The organism is Streptomyces sp. CRN 30 (assembly GCF_034105845.1).
Genome location: NZ_JAVRHI010000330.1, coordinates 12,054 through 27,727, shown reverse-complemented (window position 1 = coordinate 27,727; position 15,674 = coordinate 12,054). Strand labels below are relative to the sequence as shown.

General features: G+C 74.0%; 14 protein-coding genes and 2 pseudogenes. 8 read left to right on the top strand and 8 right to left on the bottom strand.

Annotated features, from left to right (window positions below):
* The 4 genes and pseudogenes from UW392_RS35540 to UW392_RS35525 all read left to right on the top strand — a co-directional run.
* Window positions 1–430 (top strand): annotated as a pseudogene (locus UW392_RS35540) (glucose-6-phosphate isomerase); the annotation flags it as partial.
* Between the two features lies 1 nt (window position 431).
* Window positions 432–1,310, top strand: a complete 879-nt coding sequence (gene gnd / locus UW392_RS35535; RefSeq protein WP_320779329.1) for a phosphogluconate dehydrogenase (NAD(+)-dependent, decarboxylating) — start codon at window positions 432–434, stop codon at window positions 1,308–1,310.
* 6 nt (window positions 1,311–1,316) lie between these two features.
* Window positions 1,317–1,901 carry a histidine phosphatase family protein gene (locus tag UW392_RS35530; protein WP_320779328.1) on the top strand — a complete coding sequence of 195 codons (585 nt, stop codon included), beginning with the start codon at window positions 1,317–1,319 and terminating at the stop codon, window positions 1,899–1,901.
* Between the two features lie 73 nt (window positions 1,902–1,974).
* The gene (locus tag UW392_RS35525) at window positions 1,975–3,438 is read left to right on the top strand and encodes a membrane-associated oxidoreductase (RefSeq protein WP_320779327.1); all 1,464 of its coding nucleotides are present in this window, start codon (window positions 1,975–1,977) and stop codon (window positions 3,436–3,438) included.
* 78 nt (window positions 3,439–3,516) lie between these two features.
* Here UW392_RS35525 and UW392_RS35520 read toward each other — a convergent pair whose 3' ends face one another.
* A complete protein-coding gene (locus UW392_RS35520; RefSeq protein WP_320779326.1) occupies window positions 3,517–5,301 on the bottom strand; it encodes a bifunctional sugar phosphate isomerase/epimerase/4-hydroxyphenylpyruvate dioxygenase family protein in 1,785 nt (594 codons plus the stop codon).
* A gap of 47 nt (window positions 5,302–5,348) precedes the next feature.
* Window positions 5,349–6,224 (bottom strand): shikimate dehydrogenase, encoded by an 876-nt coding sequence (locus tag UW392_RS35515; protein ID WP_320779325.1) that lies wholly within the window; start codon window positions 6,222–6,224, stop codon window positions 5,349–5,351.
* A 125-nt stretch (window positions 6,225–6,349) separates the two neighbouring features.
* Here UW392_RS35515 and UW392_RS35510 point away from each other — a divergent pair, with 125 nt between their 5' ends.
* Both UW392_RS35510 and UW392_RS35505 read left to right on the top strand, forming a co-directional pair.
* The gene (locus tag UW392_RS35510) at window positions 6,350–7,015 is read left to right on the top strand and encodes a TetR/AcrR family transcriptional regulator (RefSeq protein ID WP_320779324.1); all 666 of its coding nucleotides are present in this window, start codon (window positions 6,350–6,352) and stop codon (window positions 7,013–7,015) included.
* A gap of 123 nt (window positions 7,016–7,138) precedes the next feature.
* Window positions 7,139–8,491 carry an MFS transporter gene (locus UW392_RS35505; RefSeq protein ID WP_320779323.1) on the top strand — a complete coding sequence of 451 codons (1,353 nt, stop codon included), beginning with the start codon at window positions 7,139–7,141 and terminating at the stop codon, window positions 8,489–8,491.
* 44 nt (window positions 8,492–8,535) lie between these two features.
* Here UW392_RS35505 and UW392_RS35500 read toward each other — a convergent pair whose 3' ends face one another.
* Complete coding sequence (locus UW392_RS35500) at window positions 8,536–8,973, bottom strand: PPOX class F420-dependent oxidoreductase (RefSeq protein ID WP_320779322.1); 438 nt, start codon at window positions 8,971–8,973, stop codon at window positions 8,536–8,538.
* A gap of 108 nt (window positions 8,974–9,081) precedes the next feature.
* On the opposite strand from UW392_RS35500, the gene UW392_RS35495 reads away from it, so the two are divergent.
* Entirely contained in the window at window positions 9,082–10,308 is a 1,227-nt protein-coding gene (locus UW392_RS35495; protein ID WP_320779321.1) for a serine hydrolase domain-containing protein, read from the top strand.
* Here the strand turns inward: UW392_RS35495 and ribA are convergent.
* Window positions 10,298–10,966 (bottom strand): GTP cyclohydrolase II, encoded by a 669-nt coding sequence (gene ribA / locus UW392_RS35490; RefSeq protein ID WP_320779331.1) that lies wholly within the window; start codon window positions 10,964–10,966, stop codon window positions 10,298–10,300. The genes UW392_RS35495 and ribA overlap by 11 nt on opposite strands.
* Window positions 10,967–11,032: 66 nt before the next feature.
* Between ribA and UW392_RS35485 the strand changes: the two genes are divergently transcribed.
* Window positions 11,033–11,827 carry a creatininase family protein gene (locus tag UW392_RS35485; RefSeq protein WP_320779320.1) on the top strand — a complete coding sequence of 265 codons (795 nt, stop codon included), beginning with the start codon at window positions 11,033–11,035 and terminating at the stop codon, window positions 11,825–11,827.
* Window positions 11,828–11,982: 155 nt separating this feature from the next.
* Here the strand turns inward: UW392_RS35485 and UW392_RS35480 are convergent.
* From UW392_RS35480 to UW392_RS35465, 4 genes and pseudogenes are all read right to left on the bottom strand, one after another.
* Window positions 11,983–12,720: pseudogene (locus UW392_RS35480) on the bottom strand (lysylphosphatidylglycerol synthase domain-containing protein); the annotation flags it as partial.
* Between the two features lie 398 nt (window positions 12,721–13,118).
* Window positions 13,119–14,048: an SAM-dependent methyltransferase gene (locus UW392_RS35475; protein ID WP_414496769.1), complete on the bottom strand. Its 930-nt coding sequence runs from the start codon at window positions 14,046–14,048 to the stop codon at window positions 13,119–13,121.
* Window positions 13,964–15,190, bottom strand: coding sequence for a glycosyltransferase family 4 protein (locus tag UW392_RS35470; protein ID WP_414496765.1), 1,227 nt, complete (start codon window positions 15,188–15,190; stop codon window positions 13,964–13,966). The genes UW392_RS35475 and UW392_RS35470 overlap by 85 nt, the downstream gene beginning before the upstream one ends.
* Complete coding sequence (locus tag UW392_RS35465; protein WP_320779318.1) at window positions 15,187–15,585, bottom strand: 6-carboxytetrahydropterin synthase; 399 nt, start codon at window positions 15,583–15,585, stop codon at window positions 15,187–15,189. The genes UW392_RS35470 and UW392_RS35465 overlap by 4 nt, the downstream gene beginning before the upstream one ends.
* Between the last annotated feature and the right edge of the window lie 89 nt (window positions 15,586–15,674).

Here is a 15,674-nt window from a genome sequence, read left to right as displayed (position 1 = left end):
CTTCGCCCGCCCGGTCGGCGAGCTGGACGAGCGGCTCGCCGCCCAGCACGACCTGCTGATGGCCAACTTCTTCGCCCAGACCCAGGCCCTCGCCTTCGGCAAGACCCCCGACGAGGTCCGCGCCGAGGGCGTCGCGGAGGAGCTGGTGCCGCACAGGACGTTCAAGGGCAACCACCCGACGACCACCATCCTGGCGAAGGAGCTGACCCCGTCGGTGCTGGGGCAGCTCATCGCGCTCTACGAGCACAAGGTGTTCGTGCAGGGCGCCGTGTGGAACATCGACTCCTTCGACCAGTGGGGCGTCGAACTCGGCAAGGTCCTCGCCAAGCGCGTCGAACCCGCCCTGACCGAGGGCGCCGACGTCCCCGGCCTCGACCCGTCCACGGCCGCGCTGGTGGCCGCCTACCGCGAACTGAAGGAAGTGCACTGACATGCAGATCGGTCTCATCGGTCTCGGCAAGATGGGCGGCAACATGCGCGACCGCCTGCGCAACGCCGGCCACGACGTCGTCGGGTACGACACCAACCCCGAGATCTCCGACGTGGACAGCCTCGTCGACCTCGTGGACCGCCTGGAGGGCCCGCGCGCGGTCTGGGTCATGGTCCCGGCCGGTGCCGCCACACAGAACGTCGTCGACCAGCTCGGCTCCATCCTCAAGCCCCGGGACATCGTCATCGACGGCGGCAACTCCCGCTGGACCGACGACGAGAAGCACGCCGAGGAGCTGGGCAAGCGCGGCATCGGCTTCGTCGACGCCGGTGTCTCCGGCGGCGTGTGGGGCCTGAAGAACGGCTACGCGCTGATGGTCGGCGGCGAGAAGGAACACGTCGACCGGCTGAAGCCGATCTTCGACGCGCTCAAGCCGGAGGGCCCCTACGGCTACGTCCACGCCGGCAAGGTCGGCGCCGGGCACTTCGCCAAGATGGTCCACAACGGCATCGAGTACGCCATGATGCAGGCGTACGCCGAGGGCTGGGAGCTGCTGGAGAAGGTCGACTCCGTCGACAACGTCCAGGAGGTGTTCCGGTCCTGGCAGGAGGGCACCGTCATCCGGTCCTGGCTGCTCGACCTCGCGGTCAACGCCCTCGACGAGGACCCGCACCTGGAGAAGTTGCGCGGCCGGGCCGCCGACTCCGGCGAGGGCCGGTGGACCGTCGAGGCGGCCATCGACCACGCCGTGCCGCTGCCCGCCATCACCGCCTCCCTCTTCGCCCGGTTCTCCTCCCGCCAGGACGACTCCCCGCAGATGAAGATGATCGCGGCGCTGCGCAACCAGTTCGGCGGCCACGCCGTCGAGTCCACGAAGTAGCACGCGGTGGGAGATCTGCTGCTCGTCCGCCACGGCGAGACGGAGTGGAGCCTGACCGGACAGCACACCAGCCACACCGACCTGCCCCTCACCTCCCACGGTGAGGAGCAGGCCAAGGAGCTGGCCCCGCTGCTGTCCGGCCGTCCCCTCGCCCTCGTCCTCACCAGCCCGCTCGGCCGCGCGGTGCGCACCGCCGAACTGGCCGGGCTGGTCGGCACCGTGACCGACCAGGACCTCCACGAGTGGGACTACGGCGGCTACGAGGGCGTCACCACCGTGGACATCCACCGCTCCCGGCCCGACTGGGACCTGTGGACCCACGGGGCGCCGCCCGGCGCGGAGAGCCCCGGCGAGTCGCCCGAGGAGGTCGGCGCCCGCGCCGACCGGGTGCTCGCCCGCGTCGCGCCCGCGCTCGCCGAGGGCGACGTGGCGCTCGTGGCGCACGGCCACTTCCTGCGGGTGGTCACCGCCCGCAGGCTGGGCCTGCCGCCCGCCGAAGGGCGCCTGTTCCAGCTCGCCACCGGCACGCTGAGCCGGCTGTCGACGGAACACGACCGCCCGGTGATCGCGGAGTGGAACACCCGGCCGTGACCGCCGGGCGGTGAACTCGTCGCCGCCGGGCCCTCATTGACAGGGCCCGGCCGGCGCGCGAGAGTCCCGGCTGATGGAGATCGACGATCTGACACCGGCCGAGACCGAGGTGTGGCGGGCGTTCGCACGGGGCACCTACGTGGACTTCCGTACCGCGCCCGACGACGACCCCGGCGACGGGGCCGGCTGGGGGCCGGAGCGGACCGTACGGGCCGACGTGCTGCGCGCACTGCTGCTCGGCGGCGCCCGGGAGGACGGCGAGGTGCCCTCGCTGAGCCTCGCGGGGGCCCGCGTCACCGGCAACCTCGACCTGGAGTACGCCTGCGTCGACCACCCGGTGCGGCTGCGGCACTGTCACTTCGAGGCGGCGCCCCGGTTCTACGGCGCCCGGCTGCGCGAGCTGAACCTCAGCGAGTCCGTGCTGCCCGGCCTGATCTCGCACGCCGTGCGGGTGGACGGGGTGCTGCGGATGACGCGGGCCCGGTTCCACGGCACGGTGCGGCTGTCCGGCGCGGAGATCGCCGGGAGCCTCTACCTGGAGAGCGTCCGCATCGAGGCGCCGGACACCGAAGGGCCGGTGCTCCAGCTCAACCAGGCCGTCCTCGGCGCCGACCTGTGGGCGCCGGGGCTGCGCACCCACGGTTCCGTACGGCTCTCCGGCGCGTCCGTCACCGGCACGGTCAACCTCAAGGACGCCGTACTGGAGGCGCCCGACACCACCGTCCTCGACGCGCAGAACCTCACCGTCGGATCGAGTGTGACCGCCACCTGCCTCCAGGCCCGGGGCACCGTCGACTTCCGGGGCGCGCGCGTCCCCGGCACCCTCGAACTGGCGCACGTCCGGCTGTCCCGGCCCGGGGACACCGCGCTGCGCGCCACGAGCTGTGCCGTCGGGGAGCTGTGGCTGTTCGGCGGCGGCCGGATCGAGGGCGCGCTGCGGCTGCGCCGCGCCCGGATAGACAGCCTCAGCCTCGATCCCTCGATGGTGCCGGACGCGGTGTACCTCAACGACCTCACCTACACGGCGCTCGTCCCGCACCACCCCGCCGAACTCCGCCTGCCGATGCTGGAACGCGACGGCGACGGCTATGTGCCGTACTCCTACGAGCAGTTGACGGCCGCGTACCGCCGCGTCGGCGACGACGACGGGGCCCGGCGCGTACAGCTGGCCAAGCTGCGCCGGCACCGGCGCACCCTGCCCTGGTACGGACGGCTCTGGGGTCTGCTCCAGGACGTCGCCGTGGGCTACGGCTTCCGTCCGCTGCGGGCCGGCGCGTGGCTGCTGTCGCTGCTCGCGGCCGGCTCCCTCGCGTACGGTCTCGACCATCCGCCGGCGCTGAAGCCGGACGAGGCGCCGGAGTTCAGTCCGGTCTTCTACACGCTGGACCTGCTGCTGCCGATCGTGTCGTTCGGGCAGGAGACGGCGTTCGCACCGGAGGGCTGGTACCAGTCGCTGTCCTATGTGCTGATCGTCATGGGGTGGATTCTGGCGTCGACGGTCATCGCGGGTGTGACGCGGTCCGTCAGCCGTCAGTGACGGGGGTCCGGTGTTCGGGTGCGGGCTCGGTGAGGGCTGGTCGCGCAGTTCCCCGCGCCCCTTTCGGGGCGCTCCCTCTCAGGGGCGGGCCGTGTGCTGGGCGGCCAGGCGGACGAAGGCGTTGGGGGCGCCGTAGCCCCGGTAGCCGCCGTCGCGCTGGACCAGTTCGAAGAAGACCCGGCCGACCGTGGGCGTGTAGCAGTGCCGGAAGGTGCCGTGCGCGTCCCGGTCGTAGAGGATGCCCAGGTCGCGGTAGGTCTCCAGCTCGCCGTCGGCGAACTCGTACCGGGCGGCGAGGTCGTCGTAGTAGTTGGCCGGGATGGGCAGGAGCCGCCCGCCGGCGGCGCGGTAGCCGCGGGCTGCGGCGACCACGTCGTCGGTGGCGAGGGCGATGTGCTGGGCGTGGACGGTGTCGTCGGCGGGGGCCGCGCCCACGCTGAGCACGATGCGGACCCGGCCGTCGGCGCTCGCGACGGCACGGCTGCGCTGGAGGCCGTAGGGGTCGGCGACGTCCACGCTCGGCTGCGGGCCGAGGCCGAGGACGCTGCGGTGGAAGAGGGCGGCCTCGTCGAAGTGGTGCCAGGGCTGGGTGAGGGCGAGGTGGTCGATGCGGCAGCTCTCCGGTCCGGTCGGCGCGGGGGTGTCGGCGGTGAAGTCGGCCCGCCAGTCGGGGCCTTCACCGCCGGGTGAGGCGCAGAAGAAGAGTTCGGTGCCGTCGGGCGCGGCGACCGCGTCGAGCGGCGCGTCCCCGGGGCCGCGGCGACGCGGCAGTACGGGGGCGAGCAGCGCCTCGGCGCGGCGGGCCGCCCCGGCGGGGTCGGGGGAGGTCAGGCCGACGGCGGCGAGCCGGGTGCCGTCGCGGCGTTCGGCCGGGCCGGTGTTGACCAGGACACGGGCCTCGCCCCGCTCGTACAGGTCGACGGGTTTGCCGCGGTGCCGGGCGACGCGGGTGAAGCCGAGGGCGCCGAGGAGCGCGGTGACCGGCTGCGCGTCCGGGGTGACGAGTTCGGCGAAGGCGATGCCGGTGGGGACGACGGGCGCGGGCGGCGCGGCCGTGCCGACCTCCTCCTGGAGCAGCCGGAGCGAACGCTGGGCGTCGACGGCCGTGGGACCGGCCTCGGCCTGCCGGAAGACGTCGTTGAAGACCTCCAGGGAGAGCGGTCCCGCGTAGCCGGTGCGCAGGACGTGGCGGACCAGTCCGGCGACGTCGAAGCCGCCCTGGCCGGGGAAGCAGCGGTGGTGGCGGCTCCACTGCAGGACGTCCATGGCGAGGCGGGGCGCGTCCGCGAGCTGGAGGAAGAAGATCTTCTCGCCCGGGATGTCCTCGATGCCCTTGGGATCGCTGTCCCGGGAGAGGATGTGGAAGCTGTCGAGGCAGATGCCGAGCGCGGGGTGGCCGGCCGTCTCGACGACGCGCCAGGCATGGTCGTAGCTGCTGATGTGGCGGCCCCAGGCGAGCGCCTCGTAGGCGACGCGGATACCGAAGTCGTCGGCGAGGGAGGCCACTTCGTGGAGCTGGGCGGCGGCGAGCGCGTCGTCGTCGACGGCGTCCGGGGAGACGCTGGAGCAGACCAGGACGGTGTTGGCGCCGAGCCTGCGCATCAGTTCGAACTTGTGCCGGGCGCGCCTCAGGGACCGGGCGAACCGCTCCTCGGGGAGCGCCTCCATGTCGCGCATCGGCTGGTAGAGGTCGATGGTGAGACCGAGGTCGGCGCAGCGGGCCCGGATCTCCTCGGGAGCCAGAGGGCTCGCCAGCAGGTCGTTCTCGAAGATCTCCACGCCGTCGAAGCCGGCCCGCGCGGCGGCGGTGAGCTTCTCGGTGAGGGAGCCGCTGAGGGAGACGGTGGCGATGGACGTACGCACCTGGGTACCTCTTCCTGTCGTGCGCCGGCGAGTGTTCCTGTCGTGCGCTAGCGGGGTGCGGAGACGGCGCCGGCCAGGTCGCGGAAGTCGGCGAGCATGGCCGCACTGTCGGGTTCCCGCCCGGTGAACAGGCGGAACGCGTCCACGGCCTGGAAAACGGCCATGCCGCCGCCGTCGAGGACGGCGCAGCCGGCGGCGCGGGCGGCGCGCAGCAGCTCGGTCTCCAGCGGGCGGTAGACGACCTCGGCGACCCACAGTCCGGAGTGCAGCAGCGCGGCGGGCAGCGGCAGCCCGGGGTGGGCGGCCATGCCGGTGGGGGTCGCGTGCAGGACGCCGTCGGCGTCCTCCAGCAGGCGGGGCAGCCGGTCGGCGGCGGCCGAGCCGGCGCGGCCGGGTCCGAAGTGGCGGTTGAGGGAGTCGGCGAGGGCGGCGGCCCGCTCGGGCAGCGCGTCGACGACGGTGATCCGCCCGGCGCCGAGGGTGAGGGCGGCGTGGGCGACGGCGGCGCCCGCCCCGCCCGCGCCGAGCTGCACGATCCGCTCCAGCGGCGCGTCGGGCAGGCCCCGCGCGAAGGAGGCGGCGAAGCCGGTGACGTCGGTGTTGTGGCCGACGGCCCGGCCGTCCTCGAAGACGACGGTGTTGACCGCGCCGAGCGCCTCCGCCTGCGGGGCGAGCCCGTCGAGGTGGCCGATGACGAGCTGTTTGCACGGGTGGGTGATGTTCAGTCCGTCGAAGCCGAGGTCGCGGGCGGCGCGCAGCAGGTCGCCCACCGCCTCGGGCGCCGCGCCGAGGACGTCGAGGTCGAGCAGCCGGTACAGGTACCGCAGACCCTGCCGGTCGGCCTCCCGCTCGTGCAGCGCCGGGCTGAGCGACGGGCCGATGCCGGAACCGATCAGTCCGACGAGATACGCGTCCTTGGCCACGTGGACCTCCAGCTAATGTACGAACCAGTACGTTAGTCATAGCAGCAGGGGCCCGGCACGGGGAAGACCCGACCTTCTACAATCACCGGACCGACTCCCGCCTCAGCCCGCGCCGAAGGAAACCGATGACCGACGTCGACGAACCGGCACGATCCAACGGGCGCATCCGCGACGCCGCCCGCACCCGGGCCGAGATCCTCGACGTCGCCACCCGCGAGTTCGCCCGCGCCGGCTACGACGGGGCCCGCGTCGACGAGATCGCGGCCCGCACCCGCACCACCAAGCGGATGATCTACTACTACTTCGGCGGCAAGGAGCAGTTGTTCACGGCCGTCCTGGAGCGGGCGTACGGCGTGATCCGCGAGGCCGAGCAGGAGCTGGACGTCGAGCACCTGGACCCGGTCGCGGCGATCCGGCGCCTGGCGGAGGTCACCTTCGACCACCACGAGCGGCACCCGGACTTCATCCGCCTGGTCAGCATCGAGAACATCCACGGCGCCGAGCACATCGCCGCCTCCGAGAAGCTGCGGGAGATCGGCTCGCCGGCCCTGGACGTGATCCGCCGCATCCTCGCCACGGGCCAGGAGTCGGGGCTGTTCACGGCCGACGTGGACGCCGTCGACCTGCACGCGATGATCAGCTCCTTCTGCTTCTTCCGGGTCGCCAACCGGGCCACCTTCGGCGCCCTGTTCGGGCGGGACCTCATCGCCCCGGAGCAGCGCGAGCGCCACCGCGCGATGCTCGGCGACATGGTGATCGCGTACCTCACCGCGGAGCGCGCGGCGGACTGAGCGCGGGCCGGAGTCCGTCCGACTCCACCTCTTGACACCCGGGACACGTGGGCGCAACATCCCAAGCCATCCCCTACTAACTACCCAGTGGGTTAATTAGGCGACGAAGCCGAAGGAGCCGCCGTGTCCGTCCCCGCCCCCGTTCCCGAGGCCCCGCCGGGCCAGCCGAAGAAGGCCGCGACCGCCGCCTGGATCGGCAGCGCACTGGAGTACTACGACTTCTTCATCTACGGCAGCGCCGCGGCGCTGATCTTCCCGGACATCTTCTTCGACGAGTCGGACCCGGCGACGGCCACCCTGCTGTCGCTGGCGACGTTCGGCGTCGCCTACGCCGCCCGGCCGGTCGGCGCCCTGTTCCTCGGGCACTACGGCGACCGCGTCGGCCGCAAGAAGATCATGCTCTTCACGCTGTTCCTGATGGGCGTGTCGACGTTCCTCATCGGCTGTCTCCCCACCCGGGACCAGGTCGGCACCCTCGCCCCGGTGCTGCTGGTGCTCTGCCGCGTCCTCCAGGGCATCTCCGCCGCCGGCGAGCAGGCCAGCGCCAACTCCATGACGCTGGAGCACGCGCCCGAACGGCGGCGCGGCTTCTTCACCAGCTTCACCCTCAGCGGCACGCAGGGCGGGCAGCTGATCGCCACCCTGGTCTTCATCCCGGTCGCGGCGATGCCCGAGGACCAGCTGATGTCCTGGGGCTGGCGGGTGCCGTTCTGGCTGAGCGTCGCGGTCGCGGCCGTCGGCTGGTTCATCCGCCGCAACCTGGACGAGACCCCGGCCTTCGCCCGGCAGGCCGCCTCCGAGGGCGTCGTCAAGCTGCCGCTGGCGGTGCTGCTGCGCGAGCACCGGTGGGACGTGCTGCGGGTGATCGGCGGCGCGCTGATCGCCTCGGTGAGCACCATCTTCACGGTCTGGGCGCTGGCGTACGCCACGAGCGACTCGGTGGGGATGTCGCGTACCTCGATGCTGTGGGTGGGCGCGCTCGCCAACGTCGTCGCGCTGGCCGCGATCCCGCTGTGGGCGATGCTCTCCGACCGCATCGGCCGCCGTCCCGTGTACCTGATCGGCGCGGTGGGCAGCGCGGTGACGATGTTCCTGTACCTGTGGGCGGTCTCGACCGGCTCCTACCCGCTGACGCTGTTCCTCGGCATCGTCTGCTTCGGCGTCGTCTACAGCGCCGCGAACGGGGTGTGGCCCGCCTTCTACGGCGAGATGTTCGCGACCCGGGTCCGGCTGTCGGGCGTGGCGATCGGCACCCAGATCGGGTTCGCGGTGGCCGGGTTCGCGGTGACGTTCGCGGCGCGGATCGCCGGTCCCGACGGTGACGACTGGGCGGCGGTGGCGCTGTTCACGGCGGCGCTGTGCGTGCCGCCGGTGGTCGCGGCGGTGACGGCCCGGGAGACCCACCGCGTTCCCACCGCCCGGCTCGGCGAACACCCCCGCGGGCAGGCGTCCCGGCGGGAGACGGTCTCGGCCTGAACCGGCCGGGTGCGGCCCCCGGAGCACTTCCGGGGGCCGTTCGGTCAGCGGCGGGGAATGCCGTACGCGCGGTCCACCCTGAGCCGCAGCACCAGCCGGCGGTCGCGGACCATCGCGGCGCGGTAGTCGTCCCAGTCGGGGTGCTCGCCCTGGACGTCGCGGTAGAGGCGCACCAGTTCCTCGACGGTCGCGTCGTGCGGGTCGGCGGCGACGGGGGTGAGGTCGGCGGTGCCCTCGGCGACCGCGTAGGCCCACCGGTCGTCGGTGGTCACGTGGTAGGAGGCGCGGGGGTCGCGGCGGAGGTTGCGGGTCTTGGCGCGGTCGTCGGTGAGCGAGACCCTGAGGACACGCTCGTCGGGGTAGTAGGCGTGGGTGACGTTGGAGAGCTGGGGCCGCCCGTCCCGTTTCAACGTGACCAGCACCCCCGCGTGGCCCTCGGCGAACAGCTCGGTCAGCGCGTCCTGCGTGGCGTCGTCGCTCATGCACCGCTCAACGGCCAACCTGGAGCCGGGTGTTCCCGGTGAGCGGGAGGTCTGGCGGCGGCCGTACGGGGTAGGCCGTCCAGGCTCGACGAGCCACGGAGGTAGGCGATGGCGGTGCTGCGACAGGAGATCGACCCGGACGGGGCCGGGCTGGACGCGAAGGTGCTGGACCGGCTGGACCGGCATCTCGCCGAGCGGGTGGACGAGGGGCGGCTCCCGGGTTTCCTGGTCGCCGTCGCCCGCGGCGGGCGCGTCGCGCACCTCACCGCGTACGGCCGGCGGGACGTCGCGGCGGGGCTGCCGATGGCGGCCGACACCCTCTTCCGGATCTACTCCATGACCAAGCCGGTCACGTCGGTCGCCGCGCTGATGCTGGTGGAGGAGGGCCGGCTGTCGCTGGACGACCCGGTGGAGCGGTACCTCCCGGCGTTCGCCGAGCCGCGGGTGTACGCGGGCGGCGAGGCACCGGACGTCACCACCCGCCCGGCCGCCGGACCGGTCCGCCTGCGGCATCTGATGACCCACACCGCCGGTCTGACCTTCGCGTTCTACGACGACCACCCGGTGGACGCCCTGTACCGCGCGGCCGGCCTGGAGTCGGCGGTACGGCCGGGCGACGACCTCGCCACGACGGTCGACCTGTACGCGAGCCTGCCGCTCCAGTTCGACCCCGGCACCCGGTGGAACTACTCGGTCGCCAGCAATGTGCTCGGCCGGGTGATCGAGGTGGTGAGCGGCCGGGCGCTGGACGAGTACTGCGCCGAGCGGATCTTCGGCCCGCTCGGCATGGCGGACGCCGGTTTCGAGGTCTCCGACGCCCAGGCGGACCGGCTGGCCGAGCTGTACGGCGAGACCGACGAGGGCGGCATCGAGCCGGTCCCCGGGCTGCCGCTGCGGGGCCGGCCGCGGTTCCTGTCCGGCAGCGGCGGCATGGTGGCCTCCGCCCACGACCAGCACCGGTTCATGGAGCTGCTGCGGCGCCGCGGCGAGGTGGACGGGGCCCGGCTGCTCGACCCCGCCACCGTGGACCTGATGACCCGTGACCACCTGCCCGCCGGCGCCGACCTGCGGTCCTTCTCCACACCGGCGCACGACGTCCCCGGCAACGACGGTGTCGGCTTCGGCCTCGGGGTCTCCGTGGTGACCGACCCGGCCCGCACCGACGTGCCGTGCGGGCCCGGTACGTACGGCTGGAGCGGGGCGGCGACGACGACGTTCTGGATCGACCCGGGCAGCGACGTGTCCGTGCAGTTCATGACGCAGGTACGGCCGAGGACCCCGCAGACGGTCTTCAAGGACCTCAAGCGGTTCGTGCACGAGGCGGTCACGGACTGACCGGCACCGCGGCCGCCGCGTCCAGGTGCGGCAGGTCGTGGTCGAGCCGCTCCCGCTTGGTCCGCAGATAGGTGATGTTGCTCTCGCACGGCGCTATCAGCAGCGGCACCTGCTCGGCGACCCGGACGCCGTGCTGTTCCAGCGCCTCGCGTTTGCGGGGGTTGTTGGACATCAGGCGGACCGAGCGGACACCCAGGTCACCGAGGATGCGGGCGGCCACGCCGTAGTCCCGGGCGTCCACCGGCAGCCCCAGCGCGACGTTGGCCTCCACGGTGTCCAGGCCCTCCGCCTGGAGGGCCATCGCGCGGAGCTTGGCCAGCAGGCCGATGCCGCGGCCCTCGTGTCCCCGCAGGTAGACGACGACCCCGGCGCCCTCGGCGGCCACGGCGCGCAGCGCGGAGTCGAGCTGGTCGCCGCACTCGCAGTGCAGGGAGCCGAACGCGTCGCCCGTCAGGCACTCCGAGTGCAGCCGGGTCAGCACGCCCTCGGTGCCTATGTCGCCGTGGACCAGCGCCACCTGTTCGTCGCCGCGTTCGTGGTCGAGATAGCCGACCGCGCGGAACGCGCCGTACACCGTGGGCAGCGGGACCTGCACCACGCGTTCGGCGTCCGTGCGCCGTGCGGTGTTCCGGGCGAGTACTCCACCGTGTTCTGTCATCATTCCCCGACATCCTCAGCAGTTCTGTTCAGAGTTGGTTCGACGAGTGCGAAGGGCCGTACGGACATGGCTGGTTCACAGACGCGGGCGGGGGCACCGGGTGCGGTGCACGGTACGGTCCCGGCGGACACCACGGAAGACGTCAGGGCCCGCGGGGACCGGGTGCCGCGGCAGGTGGCGGTGCTGCCCGTGGGCAGCTTCGAGCAGCACGGGCGGTACCTGCCGCTGGCGACCGACACGCTCGTCGCCTGCGCCGTCGCAGGTGAACTGGCCGCCGCGTACCCGGTGCACCTGCTGCCGCCGGTGACGGTCTCCTGCTCGCACGAGCACGCGGCGTGGCCCGGGACCGTCAGCATCTCCGCGACGACCCTGCACGCGGTGGTCCGGGACATAGCCGAGTCGCTGCGGCGCTCGGGCGTGGCCGCGCTGGCCGTGGTCAACGGGCACGGCGGCAACTACGTCCTGGGCAACGTCGTCCAGGAGGCCACGGCGCGCGGTGAGCGGATGGCGCTGTTCCCCGCCCCGGAGGACTGGGAGGCGGCGCGGGTGCGGGCGGGCGTGGCCACCTCGCTGCTCACCGACATGCACGCCGGGGAGATCGAGACCTCCGTGCTGCTGCACGCCCATCCGGAGGTCGTGCGGCCCGGTCACGGGACCGCCGACCACGTCGCCGACGACCGGCGTCATCTGCTCTCCCTCGGTATGGCGGCCTACACGGATTCCGGTGTCATCGGCCGGCCCTCGCTGGGTTCGGCGGAGAAGGGCAAGGCGCTGCTGGCGAGCCTCACCGACTCCTTCGGCGCGTACTTCTCGCTGCTGACGGCGGATGCCGGGGACGCGGGCGGCGGCCGGGGACAGTGACCGGCAGGGTCGTGCCGGGGGTCGGCCGCCGGCCGTGAGCGGAGGCGGACGCGGCCCCGGACGACCCGGGCGGCGAGCACGGCCGCGCCCGGCAGGCTCGCCGCGAAGCCCAGCACGCCGTACACGACGGCGACGGCCAGTCCGCTGTCCGCGCCGAGTCCGGCCGCGGCGAACGACCAGGCGGTGACACCCTCACGGGGCCCCCAGCCGCCGACGTTCAGCGGCAGGCTCATCGCGAGCAGCGCCAGGACGGCCAGCGGGGCCAGCACGGTGGCGGAGGCGCCGCTGCCGGCGACACGCGCGGCGAGGACGAACAGCGCCAGGTGTCCGGCGAGGACGACCGCCGACGACACCGCGATGCCGGGCCACGCGCGGCGCGACAGCAGGGCCGCGCGGGTGTCGCCGGAGCGGGCGCGGGGGGTGGCGGCGGTCCGGCCGCGGTTCATCCGCAGGGCGGCGAGGACCGCGCAGGCGCCCACGGCCCCGAGGGCGACGAGCGGGACGGCGTGCCGGGCCTCGGAGCGCACCGGTGAGTCCACCGTCACCAGCACCACCGCGCCCACGACGGCCAGCGCGGCCTGTCCGGCGGCGCGTTCGAGGACGACCGCCTTGACGCAGCGGGCGAGGTCGCCGGCGCCGCGTCCGTGGCGCACCGCGCGGTGTACGTCGCCGAGGACGCCGCCGGGCAGGGCCGCGTTCAGGAACAGTGCGCGGTAGTAGTCGGCCACGGCCGGTCCCAGCGGCAGCGTGAGGCGCAGGCCCCGGGCGACCAGCGCCCAGCGCCAGGCGCTGCACACGGTGGTGACGGCTCCGATGCCGAGCGCGGCCAGCAGCGCCGCTACGTCGATCCGGCGCAGCCCGTCCAGGAACGGACCGCCACCGAGCCGCCACACCAGTACGCCGAGCAGGACGGCCCCGGCGAGGGACCCGAGGTGCCGCCGCAGGGCCCGCGGTACCGCGGACGCGGTGACAGACGGCACGTCCGCGGACGCGGTGACAGACGGCGCGTTCACGGGCGCGGCGACAGACGACACGCTCGCCGACGCGGTGGCGGACGGCGCGTACGCGGACGCGGGGAGGGACGACACGGGCGCAGGCGCGGCGACGGACGGCGCATTCGCGGGCGCGGCAACGGACGACACGCTCGCCGACGCGGCGACGGACGACACATCCGCAGGCGCGGCGACAGACAGCACATTCGCGGGCGCGGCGACGGACGGCACGTCCACAGGCGCGGCGACAGACGGCACGGGCGCAGGCGCGGTGGCGGACGGCGCGTTCGCTGGCGCGTTCACGTGTCACCGTCCGTGGGGCCGCACAGGGCGAGCAGGTCGTGGTGGTGGACGGTCACCCGGAGGTCGCCCGCGGCGCAGGCGGCGAGGCGCTCGGCCAGGAAGGGCTCGGCGAGTTCGCGCAGCGCGGGCCGCTGTTCGACGGCGGCGCCGACCCAGCCGCGCAGCCACTGCTCGGTGAGCGCCGTGTCGTCGGGGCCGAGCCGCCAGGGGCTCGGCCGGACCTCGACCGTGGCGCCGTGCGCGGCGAAGACGTCCGCCGTCACCGCCACCGCGTCGGGGCCGAGCAGTCCGGACCGCCGCTGGTGGGCGTCGAACGCGGCGCCGATCACGCCGTCCAGGGGGTGGGCGGGGGCCAGTTCGACGTGTCCGGCGACGGAGAGGGTCAGCAGCGCCGCGCAGCCGGCCCCGGCGCAGGCGGCGGCGAGGGCGGTGACCTCGTCGGTGGTGAGGACGTCCAGCAGCGCGGACGCCGTCACCAGCGCGGCGCCGCGCAGGGCGTCGGGGGTGAGCCGTCCGATGTCGCCGCGCCGCGTCTCCACGGTCACCGGTCCATCGTCGGCGGCGGTCCGGGGCGCCTCGACGGCCGCGAAGTGCAGCAGGTACGGGTCACGGTCGTGCAGCACCCAGTGCTGGGCCCCGTCGAGCAGCGGCGCGAGCCAGCGTCCCATGGACCCGGTCCCGCAGCCGACGTCGTGCACGGTCAGCGGCGCGCGCGGCAAACGGCGCCGCAGCACCTGTACCAGCTCCCCCGCCCGAGCGGCGGCGTCGGGCCCTTCCCGGAGCCGCAGCCACTCGGGCGCGTACCGCGTCACCTCGTCGGCATCGGTGGCGTGCCGCGTGTTCACGGGGCGTTCCATGCGGGCCTCCCCTGCGTGGGTGGCAGGCGGTGGAGTACCGCTGCCAGGTTCTGGGCCGTCGTCGGCCAGCCGGTGAGGGACGCCCTGCGGGCGCGGGCGGCCGATTTCAGGCGGCGGCGGATGTCCGGTTCGCCGAACCAGCCGCGGAGTTCGGCGGCGAGGGCCGCGGGGTCCTCCGGGGGGACGAGGATGCCGGGCATCCCGCCGTCGGGGGCGCGGCCGACCGCCTCGGGGAGGCCGCCGACGTCCGTGGCCAGCACCGGGATGCCGCGCGCGAGGGCCTCCGTGACGGCCATGCCGTAGGTCTCCGCGTAGGAGGTGAGCACCATCAGGTCGGCGGCGGCGTAGGCGGCGTCGAGCTCCGCGCCGGTCTTCGGCCCGGCGAGCGAGAGCCGGTCGCCGAGGCCGTACGCGTCGATCCGGGCCCGCAGGTCGCGGACGTAGGACGGGTCCTGGCCGAGTCCGCCGACGCACGTGCAGCTCCACGGCAGGTCGGTCACCGTGGCGAGGGCCTCGACGAGGCGGTGCTGGCCCTTGCGCGGGGTGACGGCGGCGACGCACAGCAGCCGGGAGACGCCGTCGGTGCCGGGCGCGAGGGGCGCGGTGTCGGCGCCGGGCGCGGCGAGGTGGACGCGGTCGGGGGCGAGGCCGTGGTGGGCGACGAGGCGGCGGACCGCCCAGTCGCTGGTGGCGACGGTCGCGGAGACGGCCCGCAGCACCGCGCGCTCCCGCGCGTCGAGGTCGGCGGCGACGGACGGTTCGAGCCCCGCCTCGTCGCCGAGCGGGAGGTGGACGAGGACGGCCATGTTCAGCCGTCCGGCTTCCGGGACGACGATCTCGGGCACACCGCACGCGACCAGCCCGTCCAGGAGGACGACCGCGCCGTCCGGCAGCCGGCCGAGCGCGCGGGCGAGTTCCTCGCGGGCGGCCCGGTCCGGCCGGGGCCAGCCGCCGTCGACGGCGATCCGGCGGACCCGCCAGCCGAAGCCGGGCAGGTCCAGGGTGACCCGCCGGTCGTAGGCGTTGCCGCCGCTGGGCGCGGCCGGGTCGTCGACGCCGCCCGGCATGACGAAGTGCACGGAGCGCAGGGACATGGGGACGTGGTCGCCGTTCCTCGGGGCGGACGCCTGGGCGGGCACCCGGTCGAGCCGGGGCCGGTCGGCGAGGCCGACGGACGGGCCGGCCCCGATCGGCGCGCGGGCCGCGCTCACAGCGCACGCTCGTAACTCGCCCAGGCGACGTGCGACTCGTGCAGGGTGACGCTGAGCCCGGCCAGGTCCCGGGCGCCCTGGCCGAGGGCGCCCTGGTGGACGCGCTCGGCGAGCCGGTCGGCGACGACCTTCGCGAGGAACTCCGTCGAGGTGTTGACACCGGCGAAGTCGGGTTCGTTGTCGAGGTTGCGGTAGTTCAACTCACCCACCACGGCGCCGAGTTCGCGCGTCGCCAGGCCGATGTCGACGACGATGCCGTCGTCGTCCAGCTGCTCGCGCCGGAACGTGGCGTCCACCAGGAACGTCGCTCCGTGCAGGCGCTGCGCGGGCCCGAAGACCTCGCCGCGGAAGCTGTGGGCGATCATGATGTGATCGCGGACGGTGATGCTGAACAACGGACGACCCTCCAGGTGTGGCACGTCTGATCCCCCGCCGTTCGCCGCGCGGGATGCCGTGTATTACGGCTCGCAGCCTTCCCGTGTTC